Consider the following 16,434-nt stretch of genomic DNA (forward strand, 5'->3'; position numbering starts at 1 on the left):
TAAAATTAAAAAAATGCTTTCTCAATCTTTAGAAAATTTGAGAAAGCATTAGTCATATATTCTTTCTCTCATCTTCTAAAGTTTAAAGTTAAACTTTATGTGAATTGGCACCATTTCTATATCAGACGGTTGCCGGGCTTCATAGGGCACATCCCTCCACCTCTCTTGATAAGAGTTTACGCATCATTTAATTTGTTTTAATCCTACCACCGTGCTAAAGTTTCGTCAATAATTATTTTAAATTTTCTAACAAATAAGGTACTGATTGAAATGCATAAATTCTCTTCAGCTCTGTATCCCTATTGATAACTAACAAAACGGGTACTGACATTATTTCTTTTTCTTTACTCCATTCAGGATGAAAATTAAGATTAACTTTTATTACAGGTAAGCGTACAATTTCATTAGCAATGTCTAACATCTTTTCAGACATTTTACATGTACCACACATAGGTGTGTAACCAAAAATGAGATATTTATCTTTGTTGAAATTTTCTGTTATATCTTTAAGATCTTTAGATCTATTCATTAACTAAAATTAACCTTTCAGTGTTTAAATTAGGCATAAGATTCTTCTCTTTACGAACAGTAAAACCATATCTATTCAGAACATTAGCTAAATAATTTTTTGGACATTTTGCTACTTCGCAATATGTTTTATCAACATATATGTGTTCGCTTTCGCTTAAATATCTTTTAAACCATTTTCTAATTTTCTCTCCTTCGTCATCAGAATCTGCAAGAACATAAACTTGTTTACCATAAAGTGATTCTATCATATTGTCAATCTTATCTATACTCATTGTGCCATGGGTACAAATAATACTAACGGGTTCAGCGATAACTTGTTGTACTCTTTTCTTATCCGATTTACCTTCAACAATGATTACTTTATTTACAATAGTCATGTCAATCCACCTTCTAAGCGTCGATAGAACTGTCACTTACATAATTCACAGAATCCCAAAAAACTAAACATTAAGTGACACTGCAATTTTTAATTGCTAGTGTCACTGATGCATGAGCTTAGCTCAAGCGTTCCACAATTCACTACAATTTTTAACCATTAATATCAATCAATACTCTGCTAGTAATGATTTAAATTTTAGTTTCATATGTAATTGATATACTTTTACTATTGTTGTTTATTTAAAAGAACTCATTTAATGTTCTGCTATAATCCTGAGATGATTACTTCAACAGTTTTAACTTACAACCCTTGTAAAAAAACTCCTTGATTTTGTATAATCGAGGAGTTTAAACGTACTATTCACCAATCATTTCTGAGTATTGATCCGCTGATAATAATTCTTGTAATTGACTTTCATCGTTTATTTCTATTTTAACCATCCATGCTTTTTCATATGGTGATTCATTAACAAATTCAGGACTATCTTCTAACTCTTCATTCACTTCGATGATTTTACCTGAAATTGGTGCATATAACTCTGACACAGTTTTAACTGATTCAACACTACCGAAAGTGTCACCTTCATTTAATTCATCATCTGTTTCAGGTAACTCAACAAATACGATATCACCTAATTCATTCTGAGCATGTTCCGTAATACCAATAGTTGCTACGTTATCTTCAACTTTAACCCATTCATGTTCTTTAGAATACTTAAATTCGCTCGGTACTGCCACGAGAATCCCCTCCTAATTATTTAATTACAATTTAATGATGCCACACTGAAATTATTCATTCAACTATTATCTAAAAGATAATGTTAATTAAAATTCGTGTTTAAGTTTATAAAACATCATTTTCACTAATAATTTACTATTAATGTTCACTTTTTAAGACAAAGCAATAAAATTACAACCAATGCTGTTTATAATCGTCCTCTTTAAAACCTAAAGTGATATCATCTCCAGAGATAACTAATGGACGTTTTACCAACATTCCGTCAGATGCTAATAATTCTAATTTTTCATCATCTGACATATTTTTAAGCTTATCTTTTAATTTTAATTCACGATACTTCGCACCATGTGTATTAAACAATTTGCTAATTTCTACATCTGTTTTGTCGATGATTTCTTCAAATTCTTTTTTAGTTGGTGTGTGTTGAACAATATCAATTGGTTCATAACTCACACCATATTCATCTAAAAATTTAGCGGCTTTCTTACAAGTCGTACAATTTGAATATTGATAAAATTTGATCATTCGTTATATTACCTCCTTCTCTATATTAACTCAAATATACCATGTTCTTAGATAGAACGCTTTAGTTTTTAGGCTAATATTTTTATTAAAAAGATAACATTAGTTATAATAAATTTACTAAATCTTAGAAAAGGAGCATAAAACTATGCAAAATATTCATAAAACTGAAGAGTTTGATTCTATTCTTAATAGTCAAGAACCTGTCATCGTGAAATTTGAAGCTGATTGGTGTCCAGATTGTAAAGCAATGGATATGTGGATTACTCCGATTGTAGAGAAATTTAATAATTATAATTGGTATGTTGTGGATCGTGATGAACTTGAAGAGACCACAACTAAAAACAATGTAATGGGTATCCCTAGTATTCTAATATTTAAAAATAGTAAAAAATTGGCACATCTTCACTCAGCAAATGCTAAAACACCTGACCAAGTTGAATCATTTTTAGATGAGAATTTGACTTTGAAATAAAATAAGCTTCCACCTTATAGTGCAAATGATAGAGGGGAAGCTTGTTGATTATAATCACTCTTAATCATGGAAGTGTTATTCAAACTCAGTAATTAGATTTTTATTTTTACGTTGAGCTTTTGTAGGCACAACTTCTAAATCTGTTAAGTACAAAAAACCTGCTAGAATCTCATTATCTTTAACACCTAAAGCTTTACGTACTTTGGGTTCAAAAATATACTGTGGTGATTTCCAACATGTGCCTATACCTGCTTCATATAAAAGCAACATTAAATTTTGAGTAAATGCCCCGAATGCGAAATAATTTTCACAACTTTGTCGTTGTCTTGGATCATCTTTTAAAATGAGTAATAACATTCCACCTAAATTTGTTACTGCATTGTAATGATCCTCACGCTTCTCTGGACTATCTGGAAATGCAAATCTTGTTATATCTTGACTAAAATCACCGAGTTTATCTTTTGCAATATGAACCACACGCCATGGTTCTCTCATCCCATGATTTGGAGCGTCTGTAGCTTTTTCAATAGCATCATACAATGCCTTATCGTCAATGGCCATTTCATGTTTAAACTTCTTGATACTTCGACGACTAGATATCGCTTCTTGTAATTCCACTTTAATTCGCTCCCTTCATGTACGTTGATAACAATTATCAATTATAATTGACGTTCTTATGAATTTCAAATTTTTGGCTTAAGCATGATACACTGATATCAGTTGTTCTAATTGTTGAACATGAATTTGACCAGGTGCTTTAGGTTGGTCCAAGCATCCATAAGAAATAGAACCTCCAAACACACCTTGTGCAATTCGACTTACTATTCCTAAATTAGACATCGCTATCCCTACAACTTTATATGGCGTAGTATCCACTGTTACGCTCATAGCCTCTAGTAAGTGTAATACATCCTCTTTGCATTGAGGCATAACTGCTAGTTTTAAATAACTAGGTTGTAATTTTTGCATTTTAAAATATATAAATTTTAAATCTTCTAATGAGGGTGTTTCTTTAAAATTGTGATGTGATAACACAATTTCTATACCTTGACGTTGAGCTTGTTGAATTACATTAGCATATAATTCTAGATTCATCGACTGACTCCATTCAATATCTAACATATCAAATTGATGATTTTGTATTATCTGATTTATTATATCTAAATAGTCCTTCTCTTCTAAATCTCCTTTGCCACCTTGAGAAGCTGTTCGGTATGTAACTAATATTTTAAAATTAAAAGTCTTTAATTGTTTTATTACAAAGTTAAATCTTTCCATATTAAATTTAAACCATTGGTCAATTCTTAGTTCTATTATGTCAATTGAATCCTTATATCGATTCAAATCATCTAGTAATATTTGACTTATTTCTACTTCAGGTGCAATCGTTGCTGCTATATCTACATGAGACATCTTATCCCTCAATTCCTATTATATTATCTTTATTTTATATGATTCACTTTATTTATTACAAATTACTTTAGCACGATTGATTCTAAAAAAATAAAAGTCTGATGATTTAACTCATAAATCAATGGGTAATACACAAATACATACGAAATTAGGAGGTAATTAATATGTCAGTTCAATATGAAACTAAAGCTACAAACGTAGGTGGACGTAAAGGACATGTCCACACAGACGATAGTGCAATAAATGTAGATGTATTACCGCCACAACAAGCAGATGGCTATGCGACAAATCCTGAACAATTATTTGCAGCTGGCTATGCTTCATGTTTTAACGGCGCAGTCGACCTTATCTTAAAACAAAATAAAGTACGTGACGCTGAACCTGAAGTGACATTAACTGTACGTTTAGAAGACGATCCAGACGCTGAAAGTCCTAAACTAGGCGTTGATATTCATGCAAAAGTAAAAAATGTTTTATCTCAAGAGGACGCTGAAAAATATTTACAAGAAGCACATGATTTCTGTCCATACTCTAAAGCAACTCGTGGCAATATAGACGTTAAATTGAATGTTGAAGTAGTAGATTAACTTATCCTAACTCATATTTCTTAAGATATTGTAGTTTAACTCTACTCCGATTGAAGTTCTAAATGAATTTCAATCGGAATTTTTATTACTTATTATGTATAAATACGCTATTTTAACACCTTTTAAACTATATTTTTATTAAGATTTAGTAAAAAGCTTTTGCTTTATAAAATTTTCGCTACAATAGAATGTAGTAAATTCATTTTATACACAATAATAGATAGTAATTCAAAATTATAATTTTTTGTTTAAAAACTCAAAATAAATAAGTTTCATAGATTGTTTTTTGGTATTATAAAACGATTATTGCGTATTTTTAATAATTCTTTTATTATGTATTTAATAAGTCTCTTTACTATAAGATAATATATATTTATGTAATTTCTTTTAATGGGGAGGTCACCATGAACAATATCCGTTTATTAAACCAGGATGATTTAGAATCTTATATAGAATTAATGTCAAATGGTTACCATAGTTATGATTGGGATCGCTATTACTTAGAGCATGTAAGCAAAGATAGACTTAATAAAATATTGTCACAAGATACTAAATTTTGGAATATTTTTGGGGCTTTTGAAAAGGATCAACTCGTAGCGACTTGTACACTTAAACAAATGAACTATGTTGGTAAAAATCACAAAGCAGTGCTTGAAAATAATTTTGTCAAAGATAATGATGAAATTGTTAATAGAGAATTAATCAATTATATTATTCACTACGCTAGAGAGCACCAAATTGAAATGTTAATGACTACAATTGCGTCTAATAATATCAGTGCTAAAGTCTTTTTTAGCTCAATTGGTTTTGAAAATCTAGCTTTTGAAAAAAATGCTAGTAAAATTGGTGATGAATATTTTGATGAAAATTGGCTCATTTATTATGTTTCAGATTCTTTAGATAGTAATTAAAATGAGTGCAATATCTAAGATAAGCTACCTCTTTTTAATCTAAAAAATGAGACATCAGTAATGTCGCAGTCTTTCCATAAACTCAACAAATTTTTGTTGAGTTTATTATTTTTTTGGATCAATGATTTCTAAAAATGTGAATCGTTCGTCATCATATTTAAATTTGACAATATTACAATTGCCAATGTCATATTGACTACCTTTTTTATAACCTAATACTTTTCTAATAAACAGTCCTATTGTACTACCATGACTGACTTCTAAAGTATTATTTCCATTATTATTCTTCATGACACCCTCTAAAGCGTTGCACACACGATTTTCAACCTCAGCTCTAGCTTCACCACCAAATGGCACAACGGCATCTCCATATAAATATTTAGGTTCTTTAATTGCTCTTAGTAACTCAATACTTTCACCTTCAAACAAACCAAAACTCCACTCTTTCAATTCTTTAATCCTTTGATATGCTTGGTTGGGTGCTGCATTTTCTAAAGTGCCACATGCACGTTGTTGTGGGGAGGTATATAAAGTATCAAATTGAATATTGTTTGTCTTAAAATATTTTTGTGCTGCTAGTGCTTGTTGAATTCCTAGTGATGTTAATGGTGAATCACTCGCACCTTGTATCTTTCCTTTTAAATTAAAAACTGTTTGACCATGTCGCAAGCAATAAATATAATGTTTGTGTCAACACCGAACACCTCTTTGTTAACATTTCTTAAATGAAAGTTTATAAATTAATTTCTATCTTCATTTAAGCATTGACTTTTCTATAAGTAAATATAGCTATAACTATTTTTAAAAATATGTGTATTAAGGAAAATCAGAAAATTGAAGGATAACTTGTTTGAATATATTCAACAAGGGTATAACTTAACATCAGATTTACATTTATTAAAGGAGTGTTAATGATGGATAACCATAATAACTGTAATTATGTAAATCCTAGTTCAATCTCACTAGATTGGGAATGTTTTATCATTAGTAAAACTGATATGTTATTAGATGGTGTTCCTAAAGAATTAATTAACACCTGGTTAGATAAAAATGTTCTTAAACCCTTTTCCATTCGTAACAATGAAATTAATTTTAAAACAAAAGACGTTTGGAAAGCGCTTAAAACTCATAATTGGTATTACTCAAATTAAATTATATAAACTAATCGCTCTGTTCGTACTTTCAATTAACTCATGATCATTATAATTAAAAAGGACGTACGTTTGTTATTCTCCTCTTCACAAGGGAAATGAATATCATCTAAAATATACTTAGCTAAACTTCGTAGCAGTGTATCATCATTGCTAAATTGAAGAATAAAATCATAAAATGACATCGAAATTCATCCCCTATTTAAAAGTGTAATTGACACTTTTAATCTTTACTGTAGTAATTCATGTACTAATCATACCGAATTGCTCAAGATTATCTATGTGCAAAATTTTATTTTTTTCACTTTTTTACTTTGTTCTTCTTTTTGAAATTTTAAAATAAAGTTTTTGTTGAATTTCATTTAATTAAAGTCAGATATAACTAGAAATAATATTATATAATTAAATACGTTTAATAGTCAGAAAATTCTTATTATTTAAAAGATAGTAACAGATTGATAAATTAAAATATCTTCCCTCTTATTTACTTAATAGATTTTCAAAAGATATAAAAATAAACATGTAAATTGAATTTTATTAAAGATAATATATTTACCTGTGTGTAATAAATGATATTATAGTACATAAATAACCTAGTGCTAGCATAATAGTATCTAATGAGGTGAAACACCATGAAACTAATTAGAATAAATGTAATTAACGTGATATTAACTATACTATTTATGGCTTTTAACGTACTCATTACCTACAACGAGAATATTGATAACAATTTGTGGTTAGTACCAGGATTAATCATTTGTGGTATTACTTTACTTACAAGTTTAACAATAGCTATTGTGTATACTGATTTATTTAGTGAAATTTTATTTTTTATCAATATCATTTTAGCACTATATTATATCTATCCTATTCTTTATGAGTTCATTTAATGCAAAGTTTAATTGCAAGGAGGGTTAACTATGAGTTTACATTTTTATATCCTATTATGGCTTGCCATACTGTTTATTATTGCAGGAACTATCTTATTAATTACAATGCTAAAAACTAAAAAAGAAGAAAGAAAAGAATCCTACTTAGGCTTTACAGTCATCTTCTTAATCTTTGGTATTGCCATACTTATCTACACGCTTATATTTGGAATTTTGTAACCGACTACGTGTCTAGCATATTATGTTGAGAGTCAAAGAATATTCAATTTTAAATGGTGCATCTTTAAAAGTTAGATTTCATGCGACTTTTAGAGATGCATTTTTCGTATAAAGATTGTAAATTTAAAATAGCCATTAAATATTAAATCATTAATTGAATCGAGTTATTCATTTAATTAAACTTTTAAGGAGCTTTTATAACAAATGAAAACTAAACAAAAATACCTATTAATATCTTTTTCTTTAGTTTTTATTGCATTATTTTCTACATATTTGATAACCAATAACAATGTATATCCTTCTTCATATAAAAATCATCAAAAATCCTTTCAACTCCAACCTGGGGATATCATCATTACTAAAGGCCCCGTTTTGTTTGGTTTTTTCGACCATTCGAGCATTGCTATTGACCATCAAACTGTTCTTCAAATAGAAGGTCCAGGTGACAAACCTATTACTGAATCATTTACTTCTTACCGAAATCGTTTTGGTACAGGTAAAAATGAATGGGTTAAAATTTATCGTTGTGTTAAACCTGCTGCTGGACTACAGGCCGCGCATTGGGCTAAAGAAAACTATGAAAACAGCAACAGCCGTTATCTTGTCACACTTAATTTAACGAGTAAAAAGTTTACATATTGTACCAAAATTATTTACCAAGCATATAAGTATGGCGTAAGTAAAAATGCGGTGAGTGACCATGGTCTTTATATTATCTCTACTTACGCATTGAAAGATAATTTTACTGATGCGTATCGCCTTAAATTAGTAAAGACATATTAAAACCCTATCAATGAGATAAAAGGAAGCAATCTTTATTGAACATTGATAGGAATTTTTTACTAATCCTCTTTAAAATAATTAATAAACTGATCGTTCTTATCTAACAAGTCTAGATAAGATATTGAACTAAAAGGTATAATACGCGTGCAATTTTTGAGTGGATAAATAATAATTTCATTCTCATAGTCAACATGTATATCGTTTTCTAAAACAACTTTCTTATTCCCAATCACTACCACTACAGATTTAAAAACATCATCGTTTAAATACTTTCTTAATAGTTCTTTATTCATTACACCATCACATCCCTTTATTTAAATTTACCACATTTTTGTTAAGGTAGTATGAATGTAATTAGATTATTTTATTTATTCAATAAATTATTTTTACAAATATAAATCAAGTTGCATTACAATACATATATGAATTGAAAAAGGGTATTAATAATGCATGCCTTAGTATATTGAGTTGTCTTCCCTACAAAGTTTAAACTGAAATCACCTTATTATAGCTACCTTAATTTTAATAAATAAAACAATAATTCTTTCAAGCAACATAAATCATCCAGACTTTTAAAATTATTTAAATTATTTTAAAATATAAAATAAAAGTTGTTTTACTTGTTATTAGAACAAAATTATTGTTATTATTTATGAGTTAAATTACAAATTTATAATAAAAAGGAGTCAAAATGAGAGAAAAAGGGAGCCTTTATTCAAAATTATATTATATCTTTCTAACTTTAATTATCATCGCCATTGTTATTGTAGTCATTATCCTCTATAACACATTGAAGACAACTAAATCATCGTCCTCTGATTGTTATAGTGATTTTAATGAATTAAAAAAGAATACTCATAAAAACAAAGATTGGCGAATAGATACAAAAACACGTAAAAATAAAAAAATAGTAGTTACAGCAATACATGGTGGAGGAATTGAACCTGGAACAACTGAGATAGCTAGACGTATTTCTAATGTCGGTAAATACAACTTCTTTACATTTGAAGGTTTACGTAAATCAAATAATGACCAACTACATATTACCTCTACTCACTTCAATGAACCTCATTTACAAAAAATACTAAAAGATACAAAAAAAACCATTTCGATACATGGATTTTCTGGTGACGACCCGATTGTCTATATAGGCGGTAAAAATAAAGGTATGTCTAAAGCCATCGCAACACAACTACGTAGAAAAGGATTTACAGTTAAAGAAAGTCCTGAAAACATTGACGCGCAATCATCTGATAATTTCGTAAATAAAAATGAATCAAATTTAGGTATTCAATTAGAATTAACCACTGCTTTAAGAAAGGGATTTTTTAAACATTATAAATTAGATCGTAGTAATACTGATAAATATACTCCAGAATTTTACAAATTTGCGAACGCTGTGCAAAAAGGTATCGAAAAAGCAGATTAAATTCTAAAATAATTGTTATGATGTTTTAGAAATATTGTGTTTATAACTCTTTTTATTTATGGGTATAACATAATATCTATTAATTTTGGAGGGGAACTTTTTAATGGATAACCTTACTAAAGAACAAAAATATACAATTGCAAAATTTTATAAACTTTATATGGAAAGATCTAATGCTGGTCAGTCTGAAGAAGATGCAAATCATTTTAAAGATTCAGTAACAGCACAAGATGATTACTTTTGTGATAGAAAATATGAAGATTTTATTCATAACTGCAAAGTTCTAATCAATGAGGGATATTTAGAAGGTGATATTGAAGATAATAAAATCTTTAATATCAAAGTTACGACGAAAGCATTTACTGAGATTGAGCGAAGCTTTGGTTAATATATTAAATAAAGTTAGGTATCATTCTATGTAAGATTGGAACATTAGTAATCATTCCAAACAGCAATTTCTTGTTCAAAGAAATCATAACGACATTTCAATTGTTGAACCACTTGAAAATGACACATTTAAGATACTTGTCGAAATCAATATTTCTGATGAGAATAAAATGAATGTATATGATAATACCTTATATGTTTTTATTAAAAATTTAGAAATAAGCATTTTTGGTAGGAATTAAATTGAGCGTTTTGATATAGGGAAAATTTAATTTTGAAAAGTTGTCAATTTATATTAACAAAAGTTTAACAATCATAATATTATTTTTAGATAAGTTAAATAGCTATAAATATACTTTTGTGGTACCCTATACGTGTTGCACTCTGTGAGTGTTTAACATTACTTCTTGTTGTCGCCGTGCAGACTTTAATTTTTCGTCATTATTAAAGTAACTGCACAGGCGATTTTTTTATTTTTAAAGACAAGTAACTATTAATATTATAAAATATATATAAAGAAAACATAAAAAATGGAGGGCGTTATGAAAAAAGTTTTATATTTATTTATATGTAGCTTTTTAATTTTAACTGCTTGTAGTAACCATAATGACTCATCAAAAGACAACCACAAGAAGAATACAGAATCAACTTCACACCATAAGAAAACTCATAAACAATCAAAAGATAAGAATAAAACAATAAAGAATGAAAAAGATAGTGCTAAGAAAAAGAATACTCTTAATCAATTAGATTCAAACGATAATTCTGATCGTGTAAGTGGAGAAAAAGTACAACAGAATATTAAAAACAATCCAGCAAATAACAAGCAAAACACTGAACAACAAAGTTATAATCAAAGCATTGGATACACACAATCTTCTAATAACGAAAAGCATCAACAAACGAGTCAAGAACAGAATGGTAATATAAAATTCCCCATGAATAGTGAAATTCCAAATCAATATATAACTGGAGATGTAGCAAAAGCATTAGATAAAAAAACGAAAATAGAACAACAAGCATCTAAAGATAATGAAAAGGGGATAATCAGTGACGCAGAAAGTATACGAAGGCAAAAAGAAGCTTCTCAGATATTTAATAATGCAATTGAACAATAATTGGACCACAAAACTGATAACAAAAAAGCCCTTTTTTGAGGGTTTTTGCTAATTATTACATTTTAACAACGTTTGCAGCTTATTCGCCACGTTCACCTTCGACAATTTCGAATTCAACGCTTTGGCCTTCTTCTAAAGATTTGTATCCATCTTCAGCAATTGCTGAGAAATGTACGAATACATCTCCGCCATTTTCTCTTTCGATAAATCCAAAACCTTTTTCTGCATTAAACCATTTAACTGTACCGTTATTCATATAGAATACCTCCGTGTGCGTTTGCACTAAATATTTGTAACAAATCCATTAATCAAAAGAGAATATTCTATAAAAATAATTCCACAATCAACTTCACGTACTTTATTACTTAAACTTCACTATACTCTTATTTTCATAAATGTAAAGGAACTTCTATAATTTTTAAAAATATATACTACTAATTTAACTTAAATTATTTTAAAATATACGCTTTTAAAGTTTTTCTTCTCCAAAACAAAGATTTATCTTATAATATGTCATATTTTTTCACAAGACATGTTATTAATTAAACGATTAGGAAGAATATTCTCGTATTATTTTAAATTTTATAACGCTACGGAACTTAATATTTTAATTTACGCAATGATAGACTGCAATCCAATTAAATTATGTACCATATAACCATAATCAATTTAATTGGAGGTGCTTTTCATGTTCATCTTTGATTTACTAAAAAAAGGCGTACAATTCTTTAAAGATGTTTTCAAAACAGACGACAAATAATAACGTTACCCTTCCTTAGTGAAGGGTGTTTTATAAAATTTAATTCTTATTAAACTTATAAGTCATACAAAATAAATATATTATATCAAAAATATTATAACAGAAATGAATTCCAAGTTATTTGTTTTACAATTTAAAATAACACTTAAGAATATTTTTTAATTACTTTAGAACTAGCAACCCAAATACTTTGATTCAATACTATAATTTAATTAACAAATACATAGGAGGTGAGACACATGTTCATCATCAACTTAATCAAAAAAGTAATCGCATTCGTAAAAGGTTTATTCGGTAACAACGAAAAATAATTTATTCTCTACTACCCCCTCTCTTTAAGAAGAGGGGATTTTTATGTCTACAATAGTATTGTAAAACTTAAAATTTAATTTTTACAACGTTTAAAAATTATAAATACATATTTGGAGTAAATTGAAGTTACTAAAGATTTTATTGGAAAAAAATTTGTAGTGAAAAAGTTATTTATGATTCTATTATCTAGTTTTTTAATTTTAGGAGCATATGGTCATAACCACGAATCTGATAAAGACAATTCTAAGTCAGAATCTAAAAGCTCCCATAAAAAGAATTCAAATGGTGATAAAAAAGTTAATAATGCTAAAGATAAAATAAAAGATAGTCAATTAAGTCATAAGAAAGATAAGTCTGCTTCTAAACAAAATTCAAATAGTAATTTTCAATTAACTCAAAATAATTCAAACTCAACGCAATACACTAATAATAATTCAAATAATGGTTATCAAAACTCAAATAAAAATCAATACAACTCCGCGAATCAACAACAAAAACAATATAATCAACAACAGTATCGTCCTCAACCTAAACAGACAAATCAATATATAAACGATAATCAACCAAATACAAACCCCAATGCTCAAAATAATAACGCCCAACAACAGAACGGAACCTATAACAATCAACAAAGAGGTGATTAAATTATAAAAAATGCGTGCTAATAATTAGTTTTAGTACGCATTTTACTATGTTATCAATTTATTTGAATTGAAGTCATTCTATGGGAATTAACATATCACAAAAATTATTGATTCTCTCCCCTTCCTTGTAACGCTCAATGATAGGATGATTAATCATATGTAGTTGAGTTTTATCTAAAATATTATTTAAATCTCGGAAAAATTTTGAAACCGCTTCTTCTGTATGTGGAATTGAAAAGACAGCACACTTTCCACCATGGAATTTTCGAAAATTAATATTCTCATCTTTAACTATGTCATCAATTCTTAGCATAACATCATATCTGCAATGTTTGGGTATAACAGTTTGAGGATCATCTAAATCCACTTCTAACACCCCATATTTTTCGACATAACTCCAATAATGATTCTCTCCTCATCGTTTCAAATGTTTCTTCATTACCATGGTTACCTGTATATCTCATATAAACGACGTAACATCCTTCTAATTCTTCTATATTTAAAGTCCATTTTGTCCCCTCCTAATGAAACAGTAACCTGAGTTAAAATATTTCTCAATGCACATTTTAAAAAATAAAAACATCCCAAAAATTAAATTTCATTCTAGTTTTGGGATGGATATCATGTAACTTTATTCTAGTAATTATGCTTATATCATTTATTCCTCTTCTTGGATTTGTTTAAAGTAATCTTCTTGTAGATGATTGAGATTAATATTTTCAATTTGAAGTGTCACGTGTTCTAAACCATATTTTTCTTTTAGTAAATCTGAAACTTTATTAATTGTCGCATAGGGTGATCTAATATATTCATCGCTTAGCACAACATGTGCACTTAAAGAACTTTGATTTGTTGTAACGCTCCATAGATGAAACTCATGAATATCTATTACCCCTTCAATATTTTTCATATCAGTCATAATTTCATCAGTATCAAAGCGATCAGGAATTCTCTCCATTAAAACTTTTGAAGCATTTTTAATTATTTTGTAGCCACCTCTTAAAATAATTACTGAAATAACTATACTAATTATCGGGTCAATGATGTTCCATTCTGTAAGACGTATAAGCACAAAAGCGACTATAATACCTAAAGAATTTAATAAGTCTCCAATGAAATGCCACAACGCACTTTGAATGTTGATATTATTTTCCTTTTTCAGAGACACCATCAAAATAATAGTTAATAAAATATTGGTAATCAGTCCAATGATAGCAATAATTATCATTATGCCACTTTCTATTGATCTAGGATGAATAATTCTCATAATCCCCTCATACATAATTCCTAATGAGATGACAATTAATGCTAAACCATTGAGAAACGCTACTATAATTTCGAGTCGTAAGAAGCCATAGGTATAATTTTTAGTCGGTGGTTTACTTGAAAAGTAAATGGCTACCATTGATAACCCTAAAGCTAGTACATCACTTAACATATGAAATGAATCAGAAAGTAGCGCAAGTGAATTTGAAATTATTCCGCCAGTAAATTCTATAATTGTAAAAATAATAGTTATCATCAATGATAACCAGAGCGTCACTTTAGAACTACTTTGAAACTTTCTATGTTCAATATGATGAAAATAATCTGGTTTATTTTCCATCTTAATCCTCCATTAACATAATCTACTAAATATAATTTTTTAATTTTAATTTATTATACCCTTTGTCGACTGTTATTAACTAAAGTTTCGTACGATTTTAAGTAAAGTCAAAATATTGAATTTATATTTATCAAGTATGTATTTGTAAAATTTAAAAAAGCCAATCTATACTATCAAAAGTTCAAATAATTTATACTTTTGAACTCGAAAAAAGTAATATAATTAGATTGAAATATAATGCTTTATTTTAATTAACAACGCCATTGTGACGTTTTAATAAAATTACATGCAAATAAAGGAGAAATGTAGCATGAAAACCAAGACAAATCAAAGTTGGATTAAGCTTCTTTGGGCAGGAATCATAGCAGGACTCTTGTCAGGGATAGTTAAATTGGGTTGGGAAGTCATGTTTCCACCGAGAACACCTGTAAGAGACGCAACTAACCCACCACAACAACTTCTTCAACTTTTGGGGGTGCCATCAGACGTAACTCATCTAACATACAGTTTTTCTGAACATGCACTGCCATGGATTAGTTTTATCGTCCATTATAGCTTTTCAGCAGTTATCGCTATTATTTATATTTTGTTAGCCAAAAAATATACTAAAATTACACTTGGCTATGGTGCCTTATTTGGTATTATCATTTGGATAGCTTTCCACCTGATAATTATGCCTATCATGCAGGTTGTACCAAGTCCATTTGAGCAACCATTTGCCGAGCATATCTCTGAATTATTCGGACACATTGTTTGGATGATGGTTATAGAAATGGTTCGAAGATATTTTTATCAACCAGATGTAAAATATTAATCTTTACAGACTTATAATCATAAAATTTTTTTAGGGAGTGAGACAGAATTCATATTGAATTCGTTGTCTCATCCCGGCAACGAACCCCAACTTGCTTTGTCTGTTGAATTTATGGATAAACTTCTCTTTGTTAGGGTCCAAGACTATAGTTGAAAAAAGCTTGATATAAACGCATTTTCAATTCAGTCATCGACTGCCAATATTCGAAAAAACACCTGAACAATGACTGATGTCTCAGACTTTTTTATGTAAATTTAGATACCTCCACATCGTTTTACTAATATATAAAATTACATAGACATAGTAGCTATCAGAGAACTTTTCAAAGATACTTTAATAATGTATGAAAGTTATGATATTGTTGTCGTTTTTACATTTAAATTGTATACTAGTTTTTGCGTTAAATAACGAATTACACTAAATTCATGAAACTTAGATTTGTTAACATTCAAAGTTAGTTAAAATAAAAATTGATGATTAACATTTATGTAGAAAGGAAGAGCACGAAGTCTTTATGTTATTTGTAATTATAGCTCTTTTCATAATAGGGATCGGATTATATATCTTTAGTTTCTTCTTAGCTCAAAATGAAGGTCTATCCTATAAAACCCACTGTAGAAATATTTCAGCAGTCTTTATTTCCCTTGGGATATTGTCATTAATGGGCTATCTTGTTCATTATATCTCAGCACACTATTTAGGTATATGATTGTGATTTATATAGTGTAAATCTTTTCACACCAAGTCTAATAGACGAATAAATTT

Annotated in this window: 25 protein-coding genes, 1 pseudogene and 1 riboswitch; of the genes and pseudogenes, 14 read left to right on the forward strand and 12 right to left on the reverse strand. The window is 28.6% G+C overall.

Annotated elements, in window-relative coordinates:
* Window positions 1–65 precede the first annotated feature (65 nt).
* A riboswitch (SAM riboswitch) is annotated at window positions 66–175 on the reverse strand.
* Window positions 176–232: 57 nt separating this feature from the next.
* From DYE57_RS09065 to DYE57_RS09080, 4 genes are all read right to left on the reverse strand, one after another.
* On the reverse strand, window positions 233–529 hold the full coding sequence (locus DYE57_RS09065) for a thioredoxin family protein (protein ID WP_115313749.1): 297 nt from the start codon (window positions 527–529) through the stop codon (window positions 233–235).
* Window positions 522–908: a toprim domain-containing protein gene (locus tag DYE57_RS09070; protein WP_115313750.1), complete on the reverse strand. Its 387-nt coding sequence runs from the start codon at window positions 906–908 to the stop codon at window positions 522–524. The genes DYE57_RS09065 and DYE57_RS09070 overlap by 8 nt, the downstream gene beginning before the upstream one ends.
* Before the next feature lie 358 nt (window positions 909–1,266).
* Window positions 1,267–1,647, reverse strand: a complete 381-nt coding sequence (gene gcvH, locus DYE57_RS09075) for a glycine cleavage system protein GcvH (RefSeq protein WP_115313751.1) — start codon at window positions 1,645–1,647, stop codon at window positions 1,267–1,269.
* A 172-nt stretch (window positions 1,648–1,819) separates the two neighbouring features.
* Entirely contained in the window at window positions 1,820–2,173 is a 354-nt protein-coding gene (locus DYE57_RS09080) for an arsenate reductase family protein (RefSeq protein WP_115313752.1), read from the reverse strand.
* 145 nt (window positions 2,174–2,318) lie between these two features.
* Here DYE57_RS09080 and DYE57_RS09085 point away from each other — a divergent pair, with 145 nt between their 5' ends.
* Window positions 2,319–2,645, forward strand: a complete 327-nt coding sequence (locus DYE57_RS09085) for a thioredoxin family protein (protein WP_115313753.1) — start codon at window positions 2,319–2,321, stop codon at window positions 2,643–2,645.
* A 75-nt stretch (window positions 2,646–2,720) separates the two neighbouring features.
* Here the strand turns inward: DYE57_RS09085 and DYE57_RS09090 are convergent, their stop codons facing one another.
* Complete coding sequence (locus DYE57_RS09090; RefSeq protein ID WP_115313754.1) at window positions 2,721–3,263, reverse strand: nitroreductase family protein; 543 nt, start codon at window positions 3,261–3,263, stop codon at window positions 2,721–2,723.
* Between the two features lie 78 nt (window positions 3,264–3,341).
* Window positions 3,342–4,058, reverse strand: coding sequence for a type I 3-dehydroquinate dehydratase (gene aroD, locus DYE57_RS09095; RefSeq protein WP_115313755.1), 717 nt, complete (start codon window positions 4,056–4,058; stop codon window positions 3,342–3,344).
* A 164-nt stretch (window positions 4,059–4,222) separates the two neighbouring features.
* Between aroD and DYE57_RS09100 the strand changes: the two genes are divergently transcribed.
* Entirely contained in the window at window positions 4,223–4,645 is a 423-nt protein-coding gene (locus tag DYE57_RS09100) for an organic hydroperoxide resistance protein (RefSeq protein ID WP_115313756.1), read from the forward strand.
* Window positions 4,646–5,049: 404 nt separating this feature from the next.
* Complete coding sequence (locus tag DYE57_RS09105) at window positions 5,050–5,556, forward strand: GNAT family N-acetyltransferase (protein WP_115313757.1); 507 nt, start codon at window positions 5,050–5,052, stop codon at window positions 5,554–5,556.
* A gap of 105 nt (window positions 5,557–5,661) precedes the next feature.
* Here the strand turns inward: DYE57_RS09105 and DYE57_RS09110 are convergent, their stop codons facing one another.
* Window positions 5,662–6,234 (reverse strand): histidine phosphatase family protein, encoded by a 573-nt coding sequence (locus DYE57_RS09110; protein WP_185802537.1) that lies wholly within the window; start codon window positions 6,232–6,234, stop codon window positions 5,662–5,664.
* A gap of 236 nt (window positions 6,235–6,470) precedes the next feature.
* Here DYE57_RS09110 and DYE57_RS09115 point away from each other — a divergent pair, with 236 nt between their 5' ends.
* Window positions 6,471–6,707: a hypothetical protein gene (locus DYE57_RS09115; RefSeq protein WP_115313759.1), complete on the forward strand. Its 237-nt coding sequence runs from the start codon at window positions 6,471–6,473 to the stop codon at window positions 6,705–6,707.
* Here the strand turns inward: DYE57_RS09115 and DYE57_RS09120 are convergent.
* Window positions 6,699–6,892 (reverse strand): annotated as a pseudogene (locus DYE57_RS09120) (YozE family protein). The gene DYE57_RS09115 and the pseudogene DYE57_RS09120 sit on opposite strands and share 9 nt — an antisense overlap.
* 447 nt (window positions 6,893–7,339) lie before the next feature.
* Between DYE57_RS09120 and tsaA the strand changes: the two are divergent.
* The 3 genes from tsaA to lnsA all read left to right on the forward strand — a co-directional run bounded on the left by tsaA (window position 7,340) and on the right by lnsA (window position 8,599).
* Window positions 7,340–7,597, forward strand: coding sequence for a type II toxin-antitoxin system antitoxin TsaA (gene tsaA, locus DYE57_RS09125; RefSeq protein ID WP_115313760.1), 258 nt, complete (start codon window positions 7,340–7,342; stop codon window positions 7,595–7,597).
* Between the two features lie 30 nt (window positions 7,598–7,627).
* The gene (gene tsaT, locus DYE57_RS09130) at window positions 7,628–7,816 is read left to right on the forward strand and encodes a type II toxin-antitoxin system toxin TsaT (RefSeq protein WP_115313761.1); all 189 of its coding nucleotides are present in this window, start codon (window positions 7,628–7,630) and stop codon (window positions 7,814–7,816) included.
* A 204-nt stretch (window positions 7,817–8,020) separates the two neighbouring features.
* Window positions 8,021–8,599 carry a lipoprotein N-acylation protein LnsA gene (gene lnsA, locus DYE57_RS09135; RefSeq protein ID WP_115313762.1) on the forward strand — a complete coding sequence of 193 codons (579 nt, stop codon included), beginning with the start codon at window positions 8,021–8,023 and terminating at the stop codon, window positions 8,597–8,599.
* Between the two features lie 59 nt (window positions 8,600–8,658).
* Here the strand turns inward: lnsA and DYE57_RS09140 are convergent, their stop codons facing one another.
* The gene (locus DYE57_RS09140; protein ID WP_115313763.1) at window positions 8,659–8,892 is read right to left on the reverse strand and encodes a hypothetical protein; all 234 of its coding nucleotides are present in this window, start codon (window positions 8,890–8,892) and stop codon (window positions 8,659–8,661) included.
* Window positions 8,893–9,290: 398 nt separating this feature from the next.
* Between DYE57_RS09140 and DYE57_RS09145 the strand changes: the two genes are divergently transcribed.
* The 4 genes from DYE57_RS09145 to DYE57_RS11880 all read left to right on the forward strand — a co-directional run bounded on the left by DYE57_RS09145 (window position 9,291) and on the right by DYE57_RS11880 (window position 11,533).
* A complete protein-coding gene (locus tag DYE57_RS09145) occupies window positions 9,291–10,028 on the forward strand; it encodes a poly-gamma-glutamate hydrolase family protein (RefSeq protein ID WP_115313764.1) in 738 nt (245 codons plus the stop codon).
* 103 nt (window positions 10,029–10,131) lie between these two features.
* Window positions 10,132–10,416 (forward strand): hypothetical protein, encoded by a 285-nt coding sequence (locus DYE57_RS09150; protein ID WP_115313765.1) that lies wholly within the window; start codon window positions 10,132–10,134, stop codon window positions 10,414–10,416.
* Window positions 10,417–10,459: 43 nt separating this feature from the next.
* Window positions 10,460–10,657: a hypothetical protein gene (locus DYE57_RS12435; protein ID WP_232619770.1), complete on the forward strand. Its 198-nt coding sequence runs from the start codon at window positions 10,460–10,462 to the stop codon at window positions 10,655–10,657.
* Window positions 10,658–10,957: 300 nt separating this feature from the next.
* Window positions 10,958–11,533: a hypothetical protein gene (locus DYE57_RS11880; protein ID WP_165417903.1), complete on the forward strand. Its 576-nt coding sequence runs from the start codon at window positions 10,958–10,960 to the stop codon at window positions 11,531–11,533.
* A gap of 79 nt (window positions 11,534–11,612) precedes the next feature.
* Here DYE57_RS11880 and DYE57_RS09170 read toward each other — a convergent pair whose 3' ends face one another.
* Window positions 11,613–11,789, reverse strand: a complete 177-nt coding sequence (locus DYE57_RS09170; RefSeq protein ID WP_115313768.1) for a cold-shock protein — start codon at window positions 11,787–11,789, stop codon at window positions 11,613–11,615.
* Window positions 11,790–12,532: 743 nt separating this feature from the next.
* Between DYE57_RS09170 and DYE57_RS12900 the strand changes: the two genes are divergently transcribed.
* Window positions 12,533–12,604 carry an epsilon family phenol-soluble modulin gene (locus tag DYE57_RS12900; protein WP_126517390.1) on the forward strand — a complete coding sequence of 24 codons (72 nt, stop codon included), beginning with the start codon at window positions 12,533–12,535 and terminating at the stop codon, window positions 12,602–12,604.
* A 159-nt stretch (window positions 12,605–12,763) separates the two neighbouring features.
* Complete coding sequence (locus DYE57_RS09180; protein WP_115313770.1) at window positions 12,764–13,249, forward strand: hypothetical protein; 486 nt, start codon at window positions 12,764–12,766, stop codon at window positions 13,247–13,249.
* A 73-nt stretch (window positions 13,250–13,322) separates the two neighbouring features.
* Here DYE57_RS09180 and DYE57_RS09185 read toward each other — a convergent pair whose 3' ends face one another.
* A complete protein-coding gene (locus tag DYE57_RS09185) occupies window positions 13,323–13,616 on the reverse strand; it encodes a GyrI-like domain-containing protein (protein ID WP_232619655.1) in 294 nt (97 codons plus the stop codon).
* 291 nt (window positions 13,617–13,907) lie between these two features.
* Complete coding sequence (locus tag DYE57_RS09190; protein WP_115313771.1) at window positions 13,908–14,855, reverse strand: cation diffusion facilitator family transporter; 948 nt, start codon at window positions 14,853–14,855, stop codon at window positions 13,908–13,910.
* A 310-nt stretch (window positions 14,856–15,165) separates the two neighbouring features.
* Between DYE57_RS09190 and DYE57_RS09195 the strand changes: the two genes are divergently transcribed.
* Window positions 15,166–15,669 carry a YagU family protein gene (locus DYE57_RS09195; RefSeq protein WP_115313772.1) on the forward strand — a complete coding sequence of 168 codons (504 nt, stop codon included), beginning with the start codon at window positions 15,166–15,168 and terminating at the stop codon, window positions 15,667–15,669.
* Window positions 15,670–16,434: the final 765 nt, after the last annotated feature.

Source organism: Staphylococcus saccharolyticus, from assembly GCF_900458815.1.
Taxonomy (GTDB): domain Bacteria; phylum Bacillota; class Bacilli; order Staphylococcales; family Staphylococcaceae; genus Staphylococcus; species Staphylococcus saccharolyticus.

Excerpts from the sequence above, each read along its gene's own strand:
- DYE57_RS09065 (WP_115313749.1), bottom strand. The coding sequence starts at position 529 with ATGAATAGATCTAAAGATCTTAAAGATATAACAGAAAATTTCAACAAA.
- DYE57_RS09070 (WP_115313750.1), bottom strand. The coding sequence starts at position 908 with ATGACTATTGTAAATAAAGTAATCATTGTTGAAGGTAAATCGGATAAG.
- DYE57_RS09080 (WP_115313752.1), bottom strand. The coding sequence starts at position 2,173 with ATGATCAAATTTTATCAATATTCAAATTGTACGACTTGTAAGAAAGCC.
- DYE57_RS09085 (WP_115313753.1), top strand. The coding sequence starts at position 2,319 with ATGCAAAATATTCATAAAACTGAAGAGTTTGATTCTATTCTTAATAGT.
- aroD (WP_115313755.1), bottom strand. The coding sequence starts at position 4,058 with ATGTCTCATGTAGATATAGCAGCAACGATTGCACCTGAAGTAGAAATA.
- DYE57_RS09100 (WP_115313756.1), top strand. The coding sequence starts at position 4,223 with ATGTCAGTTCAATATGAAACTAAAGCTACAAACGTAGGTGGACGTAAA.
- DYE57_RS09105 (WP_115313757.1), top strand. The coding sequence starts at position 5,050 with ATGAACAATATCCGTTTATTAAACCAGGATGATTTAGAATCTTATATA.
- DYE57_RS09115 (WP_115313759.1), top strand. The coding sequence starts at position 6,471 with ATGGATAACCATAATAACTGTAATTATGTAAATCCTAGTTCAATCTCA.
- tsaA (WP_115313760.1), top strand. The coding sequence starts at position 7,340 with ATGAAACTAATTAGAATAAATGTAATTAACGTGATATTAACTATACTA.
- tsaT (WP_115313761.1), top strand. The coding sequence starts at position 7,628 with ATGAGTTTACATTTTTATATCCTATTATGGCTTGCCATACTGTTTATT.
- lnsA (WP_115313762.1), top strand. The coding sequence starts at position 8,021 with ATGAAAACTAAACAAAAATACCTATTAATATCTTTTTCTTTAGTTTTT.
- DYE57_RS09140 (WP_115313763.1), bottom strand. The coding sequence starts at position 8,892 with ATGAATAAAGAACTATTAAGAAAGTATTTAAACGATGATGTTTTTAAA.
- DYE57_RS09145 (WP_115313764.1), top strand. The coding sequence starts at position 9,291 with ATGAGAGAAAAAGGGAGCCTTTATTCAAAATTATATTATATCTTTCTA.
- DYE57_RS09150 (WP_115313765.1), top strand. The coding sequence starts at position 10,132 with ATGGATAACCTTACTAAAGAACAAAAATATACAATTGCAAAATTTTAT.
- DYE57_RS11880 (WP_165417903.1), top strand. The coding sequence starts at position 10,958 with ATGAAAAAAGTTTTATATTTATTTATATGTAGCTTTTTAATTTTAACT.
- DYE57_RS09170 (WP_115313768.1), bottom strand. The coding sequence starts at position 11,789 with ATGAATAACGGTACAGTTAAATGGTTTAATGCAGAAAAAGGTTTTGGA.
- DYE57_RS09190 (WP_115313771.1), bottom strand. The coding sequence starts at position 14,855 with ATGGAAAATAAACCAGATTATTTTCATCATATTGAACATAGAAAGTTT.
- DYE57_RS09195 (WP_115313772.1), top strand. The coding sequence starts at position 15,166 with ATGAAAACCAAGACAAATCAAAGTTGGATTAAGCTTCTTTGGGCAGGA.